This window comes from Rhodohalobacter barkolensis (genome assembly GCF_002834295.1).
GTDB classification, from domain to species: domain Bacteria; phylum Bacteroidota; class Rhodothermia; order Balneolales; family Balneolaceae; genus Rhodohalobacter; species Rhodohalobacter barkolensis.
This window is the reverse complement of record NZ_PISP01000006.1, coordinates 356721-373470: the sequence shown is the minus strand read 5'-3', so window position 1 is coordinate 373470 and position 16750 is coordinate 356721. Positions and strand designations below refer to the sequence as shown.

The 16750-nt window shown below is 42.5% G+C and carries 14 protein-coding genes; 6 read left to right on the top strand and 8 right to left on the bottom strand.

Going from position 1 to position 16750, the window contains the following annotated elements:
- Positions 1–78: 78 nt before the first annotated feature.
- Positions 79–1440 (bottom strand): RagB/SusD family nutrient uptake outer membrane protein, encoded by a 1362-nt coding sequence (locus tag CWD77_RS15140; RefSeq protein WP_165779169.1) that lies wholly within the window; start codon positions 1438–1440, stop codon positions 79–81.
- An 86-nt stretch (positions 1441–1526) separates the two neighbouring features.
- The gene (locus tag CWD77_RS15135) at positions 1527–4595 is read right to left on the bottom strand and encodes a SusC/RagA family TonB-linked outer membrane protein (protein ID WP_101074427.1); all 3069 of its coding nucleotides are present in this window, start codon (positions 4593–4595) and stop codon (positions 1527–1529) included.
- A gap of 430 nt (positions 4596–5025) precedes the next feature.
- Here CWD77_RS15135 and CWD77_RS15130 point away from each other — a divergent pair, with 430 nt between their 5' ends.
- Both CWD77_RS15130 and CWD77_RS15125 read left to right on the top strand, forming a co-directional pair.
- Positions 5026–5964, top strand: coding sequence for a type I restriction enzyme HsdR N-terminal domain-containing protein (locus tag CWD77_RS15130; protein ID WP_101074426.1), 939 nt, complete (start codon positions 5026–5028; stop codon positions 5962–5964).
- 217 nt (positions 5965–6181) lie between these two features.
- Positions 6182–7519, top strand: coding sequence for an aminopeptidase P family protein (locus tag CWD77_RS15125; protein ID WP_101074425.1), 1338 nt, complete (start codon positions 6182–6184; stop codon positions 7517–7519).
- Positions 7520–7781: 262 nt separating this feature from the next.
- Here the strand turns inward: CWD77_RS15125 and tnpA are convergent, their stop codons facing one another.
- The gene (tnpA, locus tag CWD77_RS15120; RefSeq protein ID WP_101074424.1) at positions 7782–8234 is read right to left on the bottom strand and encodes an IS200/IS605 family transposase; all 453 of its coding nucleotides are present in this window, start codon (positions 8232–8234) and stop codon (positions 7782–7784) included.
- A 687-nt stretch (positions 8235–8921) separates the two neighbouring features.
- Here tnpA and CWD77_RS15110 point away from each other — a divergent pair.
- Complete coding sequence (locus CWD77_RS15110; protein WP_101074422.1) at positions 8922–9407, top strand: DUF308 domain-containing protein; 486 nt, start codon at positions 8922–8924, stop codon at positions 9405–9407.
- A gap of 377 nt (positions 9408–9784) precedes the next feature.
- Here the strand turns inward: CWD77_RS15110 and CWD77_RS15105 are convergent, their stop codons facing one another.
- Together CWD77_RS15105 and CWD77_RS15100 are read right to left on the bottom strand one after the other, a co-directional pair.
- The gene (locus CWD77_RS15105) at positions 9785–10561 is read right to left on the bottom strand and encodes a tetratricopeptide repeat protein (RefSeq protein WP_101074421.1); all 777 of its coding nucleotides are present in this window, start codon (positions 10559–10561) and stop codon (positions 9785–9787) included.
- Positions 10562–10565: 4 nt separating this feature from the next.
- Positions 10566–10937, bottom strand: a complete 372-nt coding sequence (locus CWD77_RS15100) for a (2Fe-2S) ferredoxin domain-containing protein (protein WP_101074420.1) — start codon at positions 10935–10937, stop codon at positions 10566–10568.
- A 353-nt stretch (positions 10938–11290) separates the two neighbouring features.
- Here CWD77_RS15100 and CWD77_RS15095 point away from each other — a divergent pair, with 353 nt between their 5' ends.
- The 3 genes from CWD77_RS15095 to CWD77_RS15085 all read left to right on the top strand — a co-directional run bounded on the left by CWD77_RS15095 (position 11291) and on the right by CWD77_RS15085 (position 12944).
- Positions 11291–12190 carry an SMP-30/gluconolactonase/LRE family protein gene (locus tag CWD77_RS15095; RefSeq protein WP_206018040.1) on the top strand — a complete coding sequence of 300 codons (900 nt, stop codon included), beginning with the start codon at positions 11291–11293 and terminating at the stop codon, positions 12188–12190.
- 68 nt (positions 12191–12258) lie between these two features.
- Complete coding sequence (locus CWD77_RS15090; protein WP_101074419.1) at positions 12259–12477, top strand: ribbon-helix-helix protein, CopG family; 219 nt, start codon at positions 12259–12261, stop codon at positions 12475–12477.
- Between the two features lie 65 nt (positions 12478–12542).
- Positions 12543–12944 carry a putative toxin-antitoxin system toxin component, PIN family gene (locus CWD77_RS15085; RefSeq protein ID WP_101074418.1) on the top strand — a complete coding sequence of 134 codons (402 nt, stop codon included), beginning with the start codon at positions 12543–12545 and terminating at the stop codon, positions 12942–12944.
- A gap of 67 nt (positions 12945–13011) precedes the next feature.
- Here the strand turns inward: CWD77_RS15085 and CWD77_RS15080 are convergent, their stop codons facing one another.
- The 3 genes from CWD77_RS15080 to hemN are packed head-to-tail and all read right to left on the bottom strand — an operon-like array spanning position 13012 to position 16667.
- The gene (locus tag CWD77_RS15080; RefSeq protein ID WP_101074417.1) at positions 13012–14235 is read right to left on the bottom strand and encodes a hypothetical protein; all 1224 of its coding nucleotides are present in this window, start codon (positions 14233–14235) and stop codon (positions 13012–13014) included.
- A gap of 10 nt (positions 14236–14245) precedes the next feature.
- Positions 14246–15292, bottom strand: a complete 1047-nt coding sequence (locus CWD77_RS15075) for a COX15/CtaA family protein (RefSeq protein WP_101074416.1) — start codon at positions 15290–15292, stop codon at positions 14246–14248.
- 7 nt (positions 15293–15299) lie between these two features.
- Positions 15300–16667 carry an oxygen-independent coproporphyrinogen III oxidase gene (gene hemN, locus CWD77_RS15070; RefSeq protein WP_101074415.1) on the bottom strand — a complete coding sequence of 456 codons (1368 nt, stop codon included), beginning with the start codon at positions 16665–16667 and terminating at the stop codon, positions 15300–15302.
- Positions 16668–16750 lie beyond the last annotated feature (83 nt).

The window sequence follows — 16750 nt, the reverse complement described above, 5'->3', positions numbered from 1 at the left end:
TCTGACGTTTTATTCGTTGTCATAAAAAAAGCACCGAAACCAAAGGCTCCGGTGCTTTTAAATAATAGAAATCTCAAATTAGCATTGAGGCCCCGTGTACGTTGGGTTTTGACATAAATTTGAATTTACGTCAATATCACGTCTTGGAATTGGTAATACTAACTTAGGATCATCATATGTTCTGGAACCAACATCTCGTTGTGTTCTTTTAAGATCATGTAAAAGATTGCCTTCGAACATTAACTCAAACTTTCTTTCGAGAAGAATTGCATCCAAATCCAACTCGCCAATAAGCAATGGATCCAGGTTCACTCTGTCGCGAATGATATTGATGTCATTAAGTGGAGTATCACCGACATCTTCACCCAACCGGAAGTTTCCTTCGGCACGGGTTAGATACATTTCAGCCAATCTTATCAAGTTTACATTGTTGGCAGAATTAATCTCACTATCTGGTTCTTCGTCCCACTTTCCAGTGAATACATCACTACCAACACTGTAAAATAGATTCAGCCGATCATCATTGGCTTCGTACTCGTCCAAATGACCTTCACTTATTACAATATCTCCCCTGCTATCTTCAGCATAAAAAGTTATGAAGCTATTAGTTCCGTCCTGATTAGTATTCTGCATTGCAAAAATATCTTCAGGCGTATTACTCTCATTGTTGAAGGCCGCTGCAAAATCACTGCCACCAATTTCAGAGCTGCGAGCCAGAGAGTAGTTACCTTCTTCGATTACACGATTCGCTTCATCTCGTGCATCTTCATATTCGCCTTGTTGCAGGTATACTCTGGAAAGCACAGCGCTAGCTACCAATGAGTTGCCATAATATGACTCTTCGGGATTCGAAATCGATAACAAATTTTTTGCATCGTTTAAGTCATTCAGAATCAAGGTGTAAACATCTTCAACAGAAGATCTTGGTGTGTTATCCTCATCTGTAATTAAACCGGTTGGCTCCAAAATTATTGGAACACCGGCCTGATCATTTACCTGACCAGCTTCATAGGTAGCTGCAAATAACCTAACCAACTCAAAGTACATCAAACCGCGAATTAGTTTAGCTTCTCCTTCAACTCTTGGTGCATCAAATTCATCAAGAAGTTCTAGATTGGCCAAAACATTATTGGTTATGTTGATTGTATTGTATGCATCAACCCATGTTGAGGTCAACTGTCCATTATCATACAGCTGATTCTTGTTTGCGATTTCTCTTGGTCCAAAGAAAGTCCCAATGAAAGACATATTACCTTCAGAAGCCAATAAATCACCTGTCATTTGAATCCAACCTCCATAGAGATCGCCATCGCCAAGCGCGTCATAGGCTCCAACAAGTACAGAATTAACATCTTCCGCTGTAGTAATCGCATCTTCTGAGTCAACTGACTGTTGAGGGTCAACGTCCAGCAGACCATCGCAACCTTGAAACAGTATCAAGGCTACTGCTAATGCACTTATATAGATTTTTAGTTTATTCATAATTGTACAATTAAAACTTTTGGATTTACAATGACTAATCACGATTAAAAGCCAATGTTAACACCGAATGAGATGGTGCGGGCCTGAGGTACTGAATAAAATTCATTACCAATATTCAGGTTATTTGACTGACTATAAAGGTCAGTGTTTACTTCAGGATCCCACCCAGGGTAATCTGTAAAAGTTAACAGATTTACACCCGAGACATATAAACGAACTCTTCGGAGTCCCATTCTATCCAATGCGCTCTGTGGCAGCGTATAACCCAGAACTACATTCTTAAGCCTCAGGTACGAAGCATCATGAATATATCTTGAAGATGGATTTGACCCATTTCCACCAAAGAGTCTCGCCTCAGGCACATCTGTAATATCACCCGGCTCTTGCCATCTGTTCAGCTGGTCCTTTGTTTGGTTATCAAAGAAATCGCCGTTAGCAGACTGGTATCGGCCACCGCCATTGTAAATATCGTTTCCATAAACAAACTGCAGAAGAACATTCAAATCGAAGTTCTTGTAGCTGAATCGGTTACCCAATCCACCGACAAAGTCCGGATTTGGATCACCAATCACTACATCATTTGCTTCAGAATAACTATTAGTTGTTCCCGCGTCGTAATCTTTTCCATCATCACTGTGGAGATAGTATAGGGCATCTCCGTTATCGGGATCTACACCCGCATACTCTTTACCCCACATTACGGCAATCGGTTCACCCTCAACAGCTCTGTTCAGGAAACCCCCCGTAATAATCTGGCCTCCAAGATCAGTAATCTTGTTCTCATTAAAAGCAATGTTAAAGTTTGATGTCCACTGAAATTCACCAACCAGGTTATGTGTATTGACTACAAACTCAAACCCTTTATTCTCCAGTTCTCCAACATTCCTTAGTTGTGATGTAAAACCGGAAGTTGAAGGTACATTCACATTCAGAAGAAGATCATCGGTCTTCTTAATGTAGTAGTCAATTTCACCACTAATTCGGTCACCTACCAATTCAAAATCCAGTCCAAAGTTATACTGTGCTGTTTGTTCCCACTTTAAATCAGGATTAGGTAGTTGACTAGGCACCATACCTGAAGTACCGGAATAACCGGTGGCTGAAAACAACCCTCTGGATGGAAAGTTACCTACGTTTGCATTCCCGGTTAGACCATAGCTTGCACGAAGTTTCAGAAAGCTAAGAAAGTCTACATCACTCATGAACTCCTCTCGACTCACAATCCAACCTGCAGAGAGTGATGGGAAGAAACCATAACGCTCATTTTCACCGAATCGCGAAGAACCGTCTACACGCGCACTTGCCGACAGCAAATAGCGATCTTTAAATGTGTAGTTTGTTCTTGAGAAATAAGACAGGAATCTAAACACAGTAAGTGAAGATGAACCTCCGGTAATATCAGCAGCACTGGCTATCTTCGTGAAACTATCAGTTGGATAGTTCGTCCCGGATACAAAGGTCAGATAGCGATCTGAGCTTTGATAACTCATCCCGGCCACGGCCGTCAACTTGTGATCTTCTGCAAATTGCGTGTCCCAAGTCAAGTAATTATTTGTCGTATAATTCACAATGTTAACAATTCGTGAATCACCATAACCAGCTGTATTCTCACCTGCGTTGGTAGTTCTATCGGCATAGTAATCTTCATTCTGGAACATCAAATCCAGTCCCAGCTCACTTCTGAATTGAAGATTAGGGAGAATAGTATAATCAGCATAGAGATTACCTACGTTTCTGAATATAGTCTGATTATTATCTACACCACGTACATGACGCAGGAAATTATAGTAAAGAGTTTCTTCATTGGGGTCATCAGAAAATCCAGCCAAATTGCCATTATCAAACTGCGGCGTATAGGCGGGTGAAATTGGAGGTTGCGCAACCGCCTGTAGCGGTGTTGAAAACGCGTTGTCATTCGAAATCCGAATATTTTCCGTTCTCGTAACACCAAGGTTCATACCTACGGTTAACCTGTCTGACGCAGTATGGTCCACGTTCAAGCGTGCATTCATTCGGTTGAACTCATCACCTCGGGTAATACCTACTTGGTCACTGACTCCACCGGAAATAAAGAATCGGGTTGACTCCGTACCTCCACTTACCTGCATATTGAAATCAGTATTGTGTGCATCCTGAAAAGCCTCATCCTGCCAGTTTGTATCTACTTCCCGGTTTCTCCAGTCTGTTCCCTGAGCAAAATCGTCGAACCATACCGGCTCCAAATAACCTGGACCTGAAAGGTCACCAAAAGGAGAGCGTTCTGCCGCTTCAGTAAAAAACTCAATGTATTCATCGGCATTTAACCATTCAACTTTATTGGTTGGAGAACTGACTCCACGTTCTAAACTAACATTTACCTGAGTAGCACCGGCTTTTCCACGTTTTGTTGTAACCAGAACAACACCGTTTGCAGCACGAGATCCGTAAATGGCTGCGGCAGCTGCATCCTTTAGGATATCAATGGATTCAATATCATCCGGATTGATATCAGCCAGCGGGTTTGTGTCTGCCGTGGTTGATTGACTTTCTGCAGTTACCGGAATACCGTCAATTACATATAATGGCTGACTGCTGGCAGATACAGAGGATGTACCGCGAACGCGAATATTAATTCCTTGACCCAGCTTACCTGTTCCTCGCTGAATAAATACACCGGAAGCCTGCCCCTGAAGTGCTGATTCAAAACTGTTTACAGGAATTTCTTCAATTTCACGAGCGGAAATACTGGTAATATTACCGGTCATCTCCTCACGTACAACAGATCCGTAACCGGTTACCACCACTTCCTGCAGACTCTGAGCGTCCATGGAGAGTGAAAGATCCAGATTCAGATCCTGGTTTACATCTATGTTTCGGGTTAAAGGGACATAACCTACGTAAGTAACACGCAGTTGGTATGTTCCTTCCGGTACGTCTGTCAATTCAAAATATCCGTCAGCATCTGTTGCTACGCCGTAATCCGTATCGACCAAAACAACCGTTGCTCCGGGTAGTGGAGCTCCGTCAGATTGATCAGATACCGTACCTTCGACTGTATATTGTGCTACGGCTGATGAGCTGAAAACAGCTACAAACAGAGCCGAGCCAATAATAGAAAGTATCCTTTTTAGCATATAAGCCTCTATGTATTGATTAATATTAAGTGTTCGGTATCGCCAGGTTAAGGATTGAGCTATTTTTATAAATAGATTGATAAGCTGTCACTTTACCTAACCACACCACAATGAAATCTATCTATTAGATTTAGATTTGTCTCTACAGATAGCATTATTTTCCGCTAAAATCAACGAACAAATCCATTTGAAAGCGCTTTTAAAATAATTATTCATTTTAAAAGCAGTCTAAATTCAATCTTTTTAAACACTCCCGATTAAACCGATGTACTATAGCCCCTCAACGCATGATGAATTTGATACCGAAAGGCTTTGTAAGGGGAGATCCTTCACTTCATTCCCCGAAATAGAGTAGGGACACAGCAGGATGACTTGACAGCTATTTCAAACCCTTCTTCTGTTGTGAATTAATCTTTCTTATTTTCAGCCCATGAAGAGCATTGCAAGCAACCACTTTCCACGAATTGTATTTGATGGAACCAACCCGGCACTTTTCAACCCTGTCCTGAAAAAGCGTTTCAAAAACCGCCCGGAAGAGCGAGTACGCCTTAAGTGGGTAGAGTTTCTAATTCATCAAACGGATTGGCCCAAATCCCGTATTGGATTTGAAGCACCGGTTCAGCTGTGGCAGGAGAAGAATTCCCTGCGTGCAGACTTAATTCTATACAACAAAGAAATGAAGCCGGAGGTTTTAATTGAGTGCAAAGCCGAATCCGTAAGGCTCAGCCAATCTGTAGCCGAACAGGCTGCCCGTTATAATACTCAGGTTGGTGCACCCTTTATCTGCCTCACCAATGGACTTACCGATTTCTGGTTTCGTGTTAATGAAGGTAGGGTTTCCGCTCTGGATATGGACTCCGGATTAACCATCCCATTCAACAAGACAGCTTCTTTTTCAGATCTTAAAAAGGATCTCCAATGGTGGAGTGATCGGGGGTTTTGTTCCCCGAATTTTCCTGAACAGCACTCCGATACACTAAGTCAATCCATTATCCATTTTTGGAGTCAATCCATCGATTGGCCGGCTCAGTATCTTAATTTTCCAGCTTCACCCATACCGATAGGCATTCAGCAGTATTATCGAATACCGGTTATTGATAACCGCAAAAAATTAGCCATCTCATTTGCAGGAGCTCCAAACCATTCATCTTTTCTGGTCGCGATTCTGAACGAGAAGGGACAAAACAGGTCTCTATTAACCATTAATCTGAACAAGCTGGCCCATCAACATGAGGAGTCCGGATCACTTCTGACTGAAGGAAACCAGTCTACGTTTGCTGCCCACAAAACTCTCCCCTTGTTTCAGCATGGGTTCAGCCCAAAAACCATTGAACAACTCCCGGTTTACCTGATGAGATTTTTTGATTGATCTGCCGAAACAGTAAATTGAGTTTGATTGGAGGTCTTGAAAAACTGACTAAGTTGTCCTGATTTTGGGAGGAGTATCTCAATCAAAACATTTTAAACACTAAAGAATCTTTTTTCCGACCAGGTTGATATTTTTGTCATCCAGAAGGAATTTGAAGGTTTTTCAACGCCTCTATATAAAAAAACTTCACCAAGAAAACTGAATTAGAACTACTGACATGTCTACAAAACTGCATCGCGAAAAACTGCTTTCCCTCTTTGAAGAAAATCAAGATGGTGTAATCTATTTAAAAGGCGCCGACATCATGTATCGATACGGTACTGATTTTGAATTTCCTTTCCGCCAGGAGAGTAATTTCTGGTATCTGACCGGAGTAAACGAACCGGAATATCATGCGGTACTGGATATAAAGTCGGGCGATTACCATCTCTTTGCTCCGGAACGTGACGCCCAGTTTGCTGTGTGGCATGGTATGATCAAGAGCAATGAGCAGATTCAGCAGGATTATGCTCCGGACCATCTGCACCGCGCTAATGACATTCTATCCATTTTAAAAAAATTAACTCCGTCTGCCATTTACTGTCTGGATGAAGAGCAGGCTGAGTTTATTGAAGACTTAAATCGTGACTTTAATGTGGAGACCGAAACTCTTCAGGATGCACTCACCTATTGCCGGTGTATCAAAACGGATCATGAACTGGATCTCATGAGGGAAGCGGCTCGTGTAAACAATATTGCTCACCTGGAGGCGATGAAAGCGCTGAAACCGGGAATGCACGAGTATGAAATGAAGGCCATTTTTGATTACCATCAAACAACAAACGGTCTGCTTCAGCCGGCCTATACGGGCATCCACGCAGGCGGTACCAACAGCGCAATTCTGCATTATGTTGAAAACCGGGATAAAGTTAATGACGGTGATCTTTATCTGATCGATGCCGGCTACGAAAAAGATGGATATGCATCGGATGTAACCCGTACCTATCCCGCCAACGGTCGATTCTCCGGTGATCAGGCTGCAATCTACCAGATTGTACTGGACGCACTGAATAAATGTATTGAAAATGTAAAACCGGGTGTGAAGATGGAAGAGCTGCACCTGGGAGCTTGCCGAATCATCCTGCACGGACTTAAAGAGATTGGAGTTCTGAAGGGTGATATTGATCAGATGATGGAGGACAATATCTTTGCACTCTTTTTCCCTCACGGCCTGGGACACTTCCTCGGCCTCGACACGCACGATGTAGGCGGTTATCCTAAAGGTGTTGAACGGATTGATCGTCCCGGAATCAAATTTTTACGTGTACGCCGCGAGCTGATGCCGGGTATGGTCATTACCATCGAACCGGGAATTTACTTTATCCCCGCCCTGCTAAAACCGGCGTTGGAAAGCCCGGACCAGTCCAAATATCTCAATGAAGAGCGAGTCAACTCGTTAATGAATTTTGGCGGAGTCCGTATTGAAGACAATCTCATCATTACCGAAGAAGGTTATGAAAACATGACTGATGTACCGAAGGAGGTCAAGAATATTGAAGAGGTTATGAATAGATAAAGAACACTCCGTCAGACCGCTCAACGAGGTCAGACGGATAATTCAGCCTCAGTTTTTGCACTAACCTGTTTGACCACTTGGAGCGGTCAGACGGGTATTTGATTCTTTTGGTTTAAATACAACTAAATCGATTTGTGGTATGAATCAAAAGGCTGAAAAGCCTGAAATATCTCAGCCCGGGGCATCGTCCCGGGTCAACGGATCCAACCAAATCAGATAGCAGGCTGAAAGCCTGCGACAGGCAGAAGATCATTGCAGAATCCTAATTCCAGAAATAGTCCGTATTATATTCTATCACATCATACTCTTTCATAAATCTCTCAATTTCTTCCCGATAACCCATGTGCTTATGGTGTTCTTCCTGCCGGGCTATATAACGAGCTACTAAATCAACTTTCGAACTGCTGACCGAAAAAGCTCCGTATCCTCTCTGCCAAAAAAATGAAGAACTTCCTGTTCGTTCCTTCATCCATTTTGAAGTGCTTTTCTTTACTTGTTCTACAACCCCGGCCAAAGCCATATTTTTAGATAATCGAAATAAAACATGAAGATGATCAGGAACGGAATTGATGATGATTGCGGGGCTTTCATTCCTTATGAATATACCTGCCATATATGAATGTAAATCGGATTGGGTTCCTCTAGGGATCAACGGTTGTCGGCCCTTTGTTGAAAAGATCAGGTGAATGTAAAGTTTAGAGAGGGATTGGCTCATACCAGTGTTTTATATCGAATACATGTTTCATATCTCTGTACTTGTATGAACCGAAATTGTGAAATTACTTACAGTTTTTTCGGGTAAAGGAGCCATTCTCTTACAGGCTTTCAGCCTTTTTGGTATTGGATGGCGTTCATAACCTGGGACGGTGTCCCAGGCTGAGTTGGCAGAGGCTTACAGCCTTGCATTGCTAATGGAAAAATCAGCACGTTTTGATAAAAACTGGAGCTTGAAGTTATTGCTGCAATGCTACATACTTTGTTAAGGCTTTGCAGAACTAGGCCTGTCATTATGAACGCAGTAAAGAATCTTGTTTTAAAACCGATATGCGCACTTAATGATATTGCAAAGCCCTCTTTGTTTAATAAAACATTTTAGCACTGACAATTAGCAAATCAGTTTAAATATTAAATATTGAAGAGTGGAGGTATTCCTCTTATCCTGATTATATTGGTATAAGAAATGGTTCACTTTGTAATGTACATCTAGCGACTGAAATACTGTGTCTACCGACTAAATTAAATGAATTAAAAACTTTAACTCTTAATTCTATACCTGATAAGGTTTTTCAAAAAATAGTTTAATGCTTAAAACCACACGTGGCACGCCTTTGAGTCGTGCCACGAGTACTCTGACGTCGATCACCTGACACGAACTGAAGGATTTCAAAAAAACACAAAACCCATGCAATTTCATTTTCAAATTTCATCCACACCGCAAAAATCGAGAGAACGGCAGATTTTAACTGCTCTGCTGGCCCTTGTTACCGGTGCGCTTGTTCTCATGTACGCTAACTTTCTGTATCTGATTGCCGGTGGATATCTGATTGCCCTCGGATTGATGTTTATGTATGCCCGGGTTCCCGCGTTCATTTCCGGGTTTCCTATTTTAGCCGGTGTTATGATTTTCATCTTCCCGGAACTGATCCCTTATACATTCGCCATATTCCTGGGATTTTTTGGGTTGATGATGGTGATGGCTTTTCAATTCGCCATTATGGGCTTTCTTACCATGATTATTGCTATTCTGATTCTGATGAATCCCGATTCTGTTGCCTACTTTATCGCGGCTTTCATGCTACTTTATGGGGTTTCCAACCTGATTCGCCTGTTTCAGGATCGGAATCGAAAACGTGATGATAATGGTGATCCGGATGTGATTGTGCAATGATGGATATGATTTTCACCTCAGTGACACAGAGTTCGCAGGTTATTATATTGCTTACCTGACGGCATACCAATAGTCTTGCCCTCCATTCTCTTCTCCCCATGTTATGTCCCTAACGGGACATAGTCTTCAAATAGAAAACGTGTATAGGTCAAATAATAAAATGCCTCAATCTGTCTCAATTTAGAGAGGATTGTAGATATAAAATCTGAAAATCAATGCGTCTTACAGTCCCGCTAGGGACTGAACATGGGTAGAAAAGTTAAAAATACATTCCTTATACCCGTGCCGTCAGGTACGGTATATATTTTTGTTGATCTAGCATGGAACACCCCTCGCGGCTTCGCCGCACTCCCCTCAAGGGGAGAATTCATTACCCATTACAAATCCTCTAGAATATTGGCTGCCTCCTCTTTAAGCTGGCCTTCATTAGGAAGCTCCACTTCCATTTCAGATATCTCTTCCAAAACCTCTTTTGCCTTATCATCTTCGTCCACTTTCATATAGTGCTTGGCCAGATCCAATCGAAACAGAATACTCTCAGGCATCATATCGATCGCTTTTTTAAGATATTCCACCGCTTTATCATTACTTCCATCCGGAACTCCTTCCGAAATCAGATTAGCCGCAAACTTTTCAGCTCCACTGATGTTGGCTATATCCGAGTGAAAAACTCCATACAGATGCCATACCGGAGCATAATCAGGAATCATATCAGTAGCTTTTTCAATATTCTCTTTAATTTCGTGAGAGGTTTCTATTCGGGTGTCATTATCCTGAAGTTCGCTCCATCTGCCCAATGCCACCGCTTTCACATAATAGGAGTGTCCTTCATCATCGTGGTGCTCTATGGCACGATCAGCCAAATCAAGAGCCTCTTCATAATATTCCAGCTGCTTCTCCTCTTCGTCATCTCCAAGCTGATACCCCAACCTGGAGTTGATCAAGCTGGCATTCCAAAGCGCCTCATAATTTTCCGGTTCATCGTCCAGCACTTCAAGATATACTTCGAGCGCTTCCTTTTCGTCACCGGCTTCAAATAATTCCTCAGCCTCTTTCAGCAGTTTGTCGGGATCAGAAACTTCAGCCCCAAAAGTGATGAGTGGCATACTGATCATAAACATCAGCAAAGAGAGGGTAAAAATTGTTGATTTCATAATTTTATGGATTTAATGGATGTTCAATGATCATATACTCCTCTACCGGATTTCCGTCTATCAGGTGTTCCTGAATGATTCTTTCCAGAACATCCGGACTGCAGGAGTGATACCACGTGCCTTCGGGGTAGACCACCGCTATGGGTCCACGTTTACAAATTCGGAGACAGTTGGCTTTGGTTCGATAAATTCCACCGGCTCCGTCAAGATTCAACTCTCCCAACCGCTTCTTGAGGAATTTCCAGGCTTCAATGCCTGCTTCCTTTTTGCAACATTTGGGATTGGTTTGATCGGCACAGATGAATATATGCCTCTTAATTTCACCGATTTTTAGCTCTTCAGCTTTCTTTTCCAGCCTCTTTAAACGTTTATTCATTTTGTAAGTTAATGCTATCTGTTTGCACGCTTTTCTATAATTTGGTAAAAATTTTTAGAATTTATCATCAATGCAGTTATTACTACAACAATAAAGGCTCTTTTATCATTTAACCTGATAAACTTTTTGTGATTGAACTGTCGATAAATCGTCCAATCAGACCTTTTAAAGTAAGAACTAAGTTTTTTCCTGAGACTCATCTGCGTTTTGGCTTCTTAATCCTGGATCCCAACCCTAAGTAGCACCATTTCATTTCTATTTAATAATTAGCTTAATTTAGGTATCTGAAAAAACCTGTAGAATGAACAGTTTCATCTGTTTAAAAATTAATCGTCACCACAATTCAAACAATTATGATTCGAACATCTATTCTAATTCCTGCCCTGAGCCTTGTCATGATGACATTTTTATTCTCCTGTACAAGTGAACCTGAACTGATGATTGATGAACCGGAGGTAGTGACGGATGGATTTCAATTCACCGAAGGCCCTTTTTGGCACCCGGATGGGTTTCTTCTTTTCAGCGATATTCCCGCCAATACCATCTATAAATGGGAGCCGGGTAACTCTGAATCTGATGTTTATATTGAGCCGAGCGGAAATTCAAATGGAATTACCTCCTCACCTGATGGAACCGTGCTGTTAGCTCAGCACAGTGGTAAAGTTTCACAGGTCAATGACGATTTATCTCTCTCCGTATTGGCCGAAGAATTTAATGGTAACCGACTCAACAGCCCGAATGACCTGGTTGCCCGGTCTGACGGGAAAATCTTCTTCACGGATCCGCCATTTGGGGTATCGGACGAAGATCGTGAACTGGATTTCAGCGGTGTATTCAGGCTCGATCAGGATGGAACATTAACCCTGCTTTACGATGGTTTTGAGTATCCAAATGGAATTGCGCTATCGCCTGATGAATCGAAACTTTACGTCAACGATTCTGCAACCGGACAAATTTTACGTTTCGATCTCCTTGAGGATGGCTCTGTTACTAATGAAACCCTTTTCGCAAGTGTAGGAGAACGGGATGATACCGGCGCAGCCGACGGAATGAAAACAGATTCAGAGGGCAGATTATACTCTACAGGCCCCGGCGGACTGTCAATTTTTGATGCGGAAGGAAACCGTATTCAGATCATAGAGTTCGACGAGCGCATCACTAACCTGGCCTGGGGCGATTCTGATTACAGCAGAATTTACGTTACCGCACCTAACTCAGTTTATCGGGTTCAGACGAACGTTACGGGACTGTAGAATACGATCTTAATTTTCTGATCGTTTTGAATGTATTACATTGAAGTACATCTGAAATTTAGATTATCATGGAAACTACACTTACTGTTAGGATTGACAAGGAACTTGATCAACTTCTTGAGGAGTCTTCTAAACGATCAGGTCAAACAAAAAGTGAATTTGTACGTCAGGCTCTTAAGCGTCAGCTTACCGTAGAATCATTTCAACAACTTCGTAAAGAGTTGCTTCCATATGGAGAAGCGCAAGGATGGCTTACCGATGAAGATGTATTCCGAGAAGTTTCCTGAATATTAGATGTAATCAACTTCTTTTTTTTACACATTCCTCACACTAACCTTTTCAATAGATCTGCATGAAAATTTTTGCTGACACAAATGTTCTTATCAGTGCATTTACAGCAAGAGGATTATGTGCCGATTTACTTGAGATAATACTCTTAGATCATCAACTAATAACAGGAGAAATTGTTTTAGATGAACTTAAAAGTGTTTTGTTGAATAAACTGAATGTGCCTGAAAAAAAGGTTCAAAGTGTTCTTCAATTTATGCGGCAACATCACGTTGAACCGGCTCCTGATAAACCTTCCAAAATCAAAGTAAGAGATGAAGACGACCGATGGATTTTAGAATCCGCATTGAGAGCAAATGCTGATGTTTTGGTTACCGGAGATAAAGACCTCTTAGTTATTTCAAATAAGGTTTCTCAACTTAAGATCATTTCTCCCCGTGGTTTTTGGGAACTGCTTAAAAAGTAGTTCTTATTTCATTTGTCAGGCTTCATTTCTATTTCAACTACTACGGAAACCGAAGTTACGTACAGTGTTATCCTTGTTTAAACTTCGAATACCCTGCAACAACCAACTCTACCGCAATCGCGATAGACGGCAGTATCGCCCCAACTGTAACCCATTGATATACATTTGTGGGCTGCCAGGCGGGTGGCCATAACCCGCTGATGATAACAAGTGTTGATATCAGCACAAATACTGAACCAAGAAACAGGTAGATTCCTGCTTTGGAAATTTGTGTGTTTACGGTATGAAATGCCGCAAAAAATAGTGTGCTCACAAATCCAAGCAGCAGAAGGTGCAGATATAAGACACGCAATCCATGCTGTCCCAGCCACAGTGTTTCCGGTAAGAAAACAGCAGATAATTGAACTGTAACTTTCAAAGCCAACATCGTGAGAACAACCGACCAGATTACTTTATTTCGATTTGGCAAGGCTCGAGCCATATAAAATAGATTTATCCCCAGCCCGATTCCCACTAATAAAGAGCCGGATTTTGCAGTCCACAACAATGACTCATTCAGCAGATCAACAGAAAGACCAAACGGAAACATCAGAGGAGCACCTAACACGATCGGGGCAATCAGCCAGTTCTTATCAACCGGAAATGAATAATTCTGATCGGATAAGTCGTAGTAGATTCCGATAGCCGCCAACACACACCAGCCCTCTGTAAATACCGTCAGAAAAAAATGCGTCAGTGCGCCGGAGATCAAATTGTTATCAATATTACTGAACTGAGCAACCGCTACACCCCATGCGCCAAGAGAGCTTACGAATAGCATAACCAGCGCACCATCATAAAAAAGAGTCGATAATCCGTCAGACAATTTTTTTCGATGCTTTATATAGATGGCCATGAACCAATACCAACCTATCATCACCAATCCGGAAAGCATCACAGAAAGAGGAAGATTTGCCGAACCCAGTTGAACCGGGTGATAACCATAAAGCAGGAAAAATGGGAACGAGGTAAAGCCAATCAGAATAATTGCCGTAACAGACCACTTTAGACTTTGGTATGCCTCCGGTGATGTTTTAAGCAATTTTCTTGCTATAAACACCATCGGCACGGGTGTTACCCAATTGAAGAACATCAGGTGCGAATGGGCATGGCGAACATTTGTCAATCTGAGTCCAAATATCTCCCCGCCTATCAAACCCCACCGATAGAGGAATCCGGTGAGAGCTGCGAGCATAAAAAATGACAGACTCCACAACCATACTTTTTGTAAAAGTTGATCCTTCTGTTCCATTTCAAAAATATTATGCAGTTGCTTGAACCCGGTTTTCCCTGATGCTGTATATTCCCAGTAACAGCGATCCCACAAGCAGAAGAGCTACAAATTGATGCAAAACGGCTAGGGTAATTTGAACGTGGGTTACCAGTGTAAACACACCTAACGCATATTGTACCAACACCAGCGCAAAAATCACCCCACCCCAAAGTTTTGCTGATCTACTGGTGGGAACCATAAATAGCCGAACCCAGTAGCCGATGGCCATCAATCCAATCAAAGCGGCCAGCGACCGATGAATAAATTGTACCGTTGATGAGTTTTCTGTGAAATTCTGATACCACGGCTCCAACGCCATAATTTCGGGCGGGACCCAATACTGATACATTTTGGGAAATGTGTTGTAAACGTGCCCGGCATCCAGACCTGCTACCAAAGCTCCCCACACTACCTGAACAACAACCACACCAAACAAAATTTTCAGCCAATTGCTCAATTCCTTTTTTCTCGGTTCAGATTGTGAATTAAACTTGGTCAGGTCAGCGGCATACCATACACAAAACGCAAAAATAGTAAACGCGAGCATCAGGTGAGCAGTAAGCCGGTAGGGGTTTACGTGGGGTACATCCACCAGGCCGCTCTGAACCATGTACCAGCCCATCAATCCTTGCGATCCACCCAAAATAAGCAGCCATACCGATCGCTTCAGCCATTTGGTGTTCAGTTTTTTCTTTGCTACAAAGTAGATAAACGGCACAAGGAACACGATGCCAATCAAACGCCCTAGCATTCGATGAAGATATTCCCAGAAGAAGATGTATTTAAATTCAGAGAGTTCCATCCCCCGGTTAACCTGCTGATACTCCGGATACTGTTTGTATTGATCAAACGCATCATTCCATTGAGCATCGGTGACTGGGGGAATCGCACCCATAATGGGTTTCCAATCGGTCATCGACAGTCCCGACCCGGTCAACCTTGTAATACCGCCCACAATCAAAATCAACGTTACCATTACGGCTCCGCTTATAAACCAGGCACGAAGCCATTTTCTATCTTTTGGCTGCATCTCCATATTCCCCTTATACCGTTTTTGAATAGCGATTTGTCTGTTTGCCCTGAGAAAGATATGCGTCAAATGCCATTGCAATATTTCTTAAAAAGAGCCGTCCACGTTCTGTAATTTGTATTTCTTCTTCAAGCTGAATGATCAATCCGTCTTCTTCCAATTCATCAAGGCGATGCCATTCATCTGCAAAATATGACTTTACATCCACATTCCATTTTTTATTGAAATCACTGAAGGATACACGAGGTTTACACATCAATCGGGAGATCCAATCGCGCCGGACTCGGTCATCTTCACTTAAAATCATCTGTTTGATAACAGGTAGATTTCCATTGTCCAGCTCCGTGTAGTAGGCGTCCAGATCTTTCGTGTTCTGATAGTAGATCGAATCCACCATCGAAATGCCCGACATCCCCAAAGCGTACATATCCGTGTTTGCATGTGTGCTGTACCCTTGAAAATTTCGCTGCAACGTTCCCTCTTCCAGGGCCTTGGTTAGCTCGTCACCCTCTTTTGAGAAGTGATCCATCCCGATATATCTGTAACCTTCACCCTCAAGCGTATCAATCGCCATCATCAGCATGGACAGTTTTTCGTCCGGAGTTGGGAAGTCTTCTTCATTCAATAAGCGCTGAGAAGGCATCAGGTTGGGCAGATGCGCATAGCTGTAAACTGCATACCGGTCCGGATCCAGCGTTTGAACATCTCTGAGGGTCTGTTGAAATGTATCCAGTGTCTGTTTAGGCAGTCCGTAGATCAAATCGAAATTGATGGAGTTGATCCACGCCTCGCGCAGCCAGCGGGTTACTTGCTCGGTCTGTTCAAACGGCTGAATCCGATGAATCGCTTTCTGGACATCTTCGTTGGTATCCTGAACGCCAAGAGAAGCGCGATTCACACCAATTTCTGCTAACGCCGATACGTGCTCTTTCGAACAGGTTCGGGGATCGATCTCCACGCTGAATTCAATTTCCTTATGGTACCGGAATCTTTTTCTGATTTCAGTGCCCAGTCTGCGAAGCTGATCGGGCTTTAAAAATGTTGGCGTTCCACCGCCCATGTGAAGCTGAATCACCTCTGATTCGGAATGCAACTGTTCTTTTATCAGATCCATCTCTTTGGCAAGATAGTCGATATAGACATCACCCCGATCGGTATTTTTGGTGATGATTTTTGTGCAGCCACAGTACCAGCAGAGGGAAAAACAGAACGGCACATGAAAATAGAGCGAGATATTTCTCGGTTCACCGTTTCTTTTTTTCAGCCTATAAATAACTGTCTCGGAATTGTCTATCTCCTGAAACTGAACCGCTGTCGGGTAAGAGGTATAGCGTGGTCCGGGAACGTTGTATTTTTGAATCAGATCTCTTTCAGTCTGCATAAAACATAAATCATTAAAATGGGCTGAGTTCCCCAAGATCAACATAAAATATGAAGACTTGGGGAATACTCGTATTGCGCCTC

Coding starts and splice junctions, on each gene's coding strand:
- CWD77_RS15135 (WP_101074427.1), bottom strand. CDS start 4,595: ATGCTAAAAAGGATACTTTCTATTATTGGCTCGGCTCTGTTTGTAGCT.
- CWD77_RS15130 (WP_101074426.1), top strand. CDS start 5,026: ATGAAGAGCATTGCAAGCAACCACTTTCCACGAATTGTATTTGATGGA.
- CWD77_RS15125 (WP_101074425.1), top strand. CDS start 6,182: ATGTCTACAAAACTGCATCGCGAAAAACTGCTTTCCCTCTTTGAAGAA.
- tnpA (WP_101074424.1), bottom strand. CDS start 8,234: ATGAGCCAATCCCTCTCTAAACTTTACATTCACCTGATCTTTTCAACA.
- CWD77_RS15110 (WP_101074422.1), top strand. CDS start 8,922: ATGCAATTTCATTTTCAAATTTCATCCACACCGCAAAAATCGAGAGAA.
- CWD77_RS15105 (WP_101074421.1), bottom strand. CDS start 10,561: ATGAAATCAACAATTTTTACCCTCTCTTTGCTGATGTTTATGATCAGT.
- CWD77_RS15100 (WP_101074420.1), bottom strand. CDS start 10,937: ATGAATAAACGTTTAAAGAGGCTGGAAAAGAAAGCTGAAGAGCTAAAA.
- CWD77_RS15095 (WP_206018040.1), top strand. CDS start 11,291: ATGATTCGAACATCTATTCTAATTCCTGCCCTGAGCCTTGTCATGATG.
- CWD77_RS15090 (WP_101074419.1), top strand. CDS start 12,259: ATGGAAACTACACTTACTGTTAGGATTGACAAGGAACTTGATCAACTT.
- CWD77_RS15085 (WP_101074418.1), top strand. CDS start 12,543: ATGAAAATTTTTGCTGACACAAATGTTCTTATCAGTGCATTTACAGCA.
- CWD77_RS15080 (WP_101074417.1), bottom strand. CDS start 14,235: ATGGAACAGAAGGATCAACTTTTACAAAAAGTATGGTTGTGGAGTCTG.
- CWD77_RS15075 (WP_101074416.1), bottom strand. CDS start 15,292: ATGGAGATGCAGCCAAAAGATAGAAAATGGCTTCGTGCCTGGTTTATA.
- hemN (WP_101074415.1), bottom strand. CDS start 16,667: ATGCAGACTGAAAGAGATCTGATTCAAAAATACAACGTTCCCGGACCA.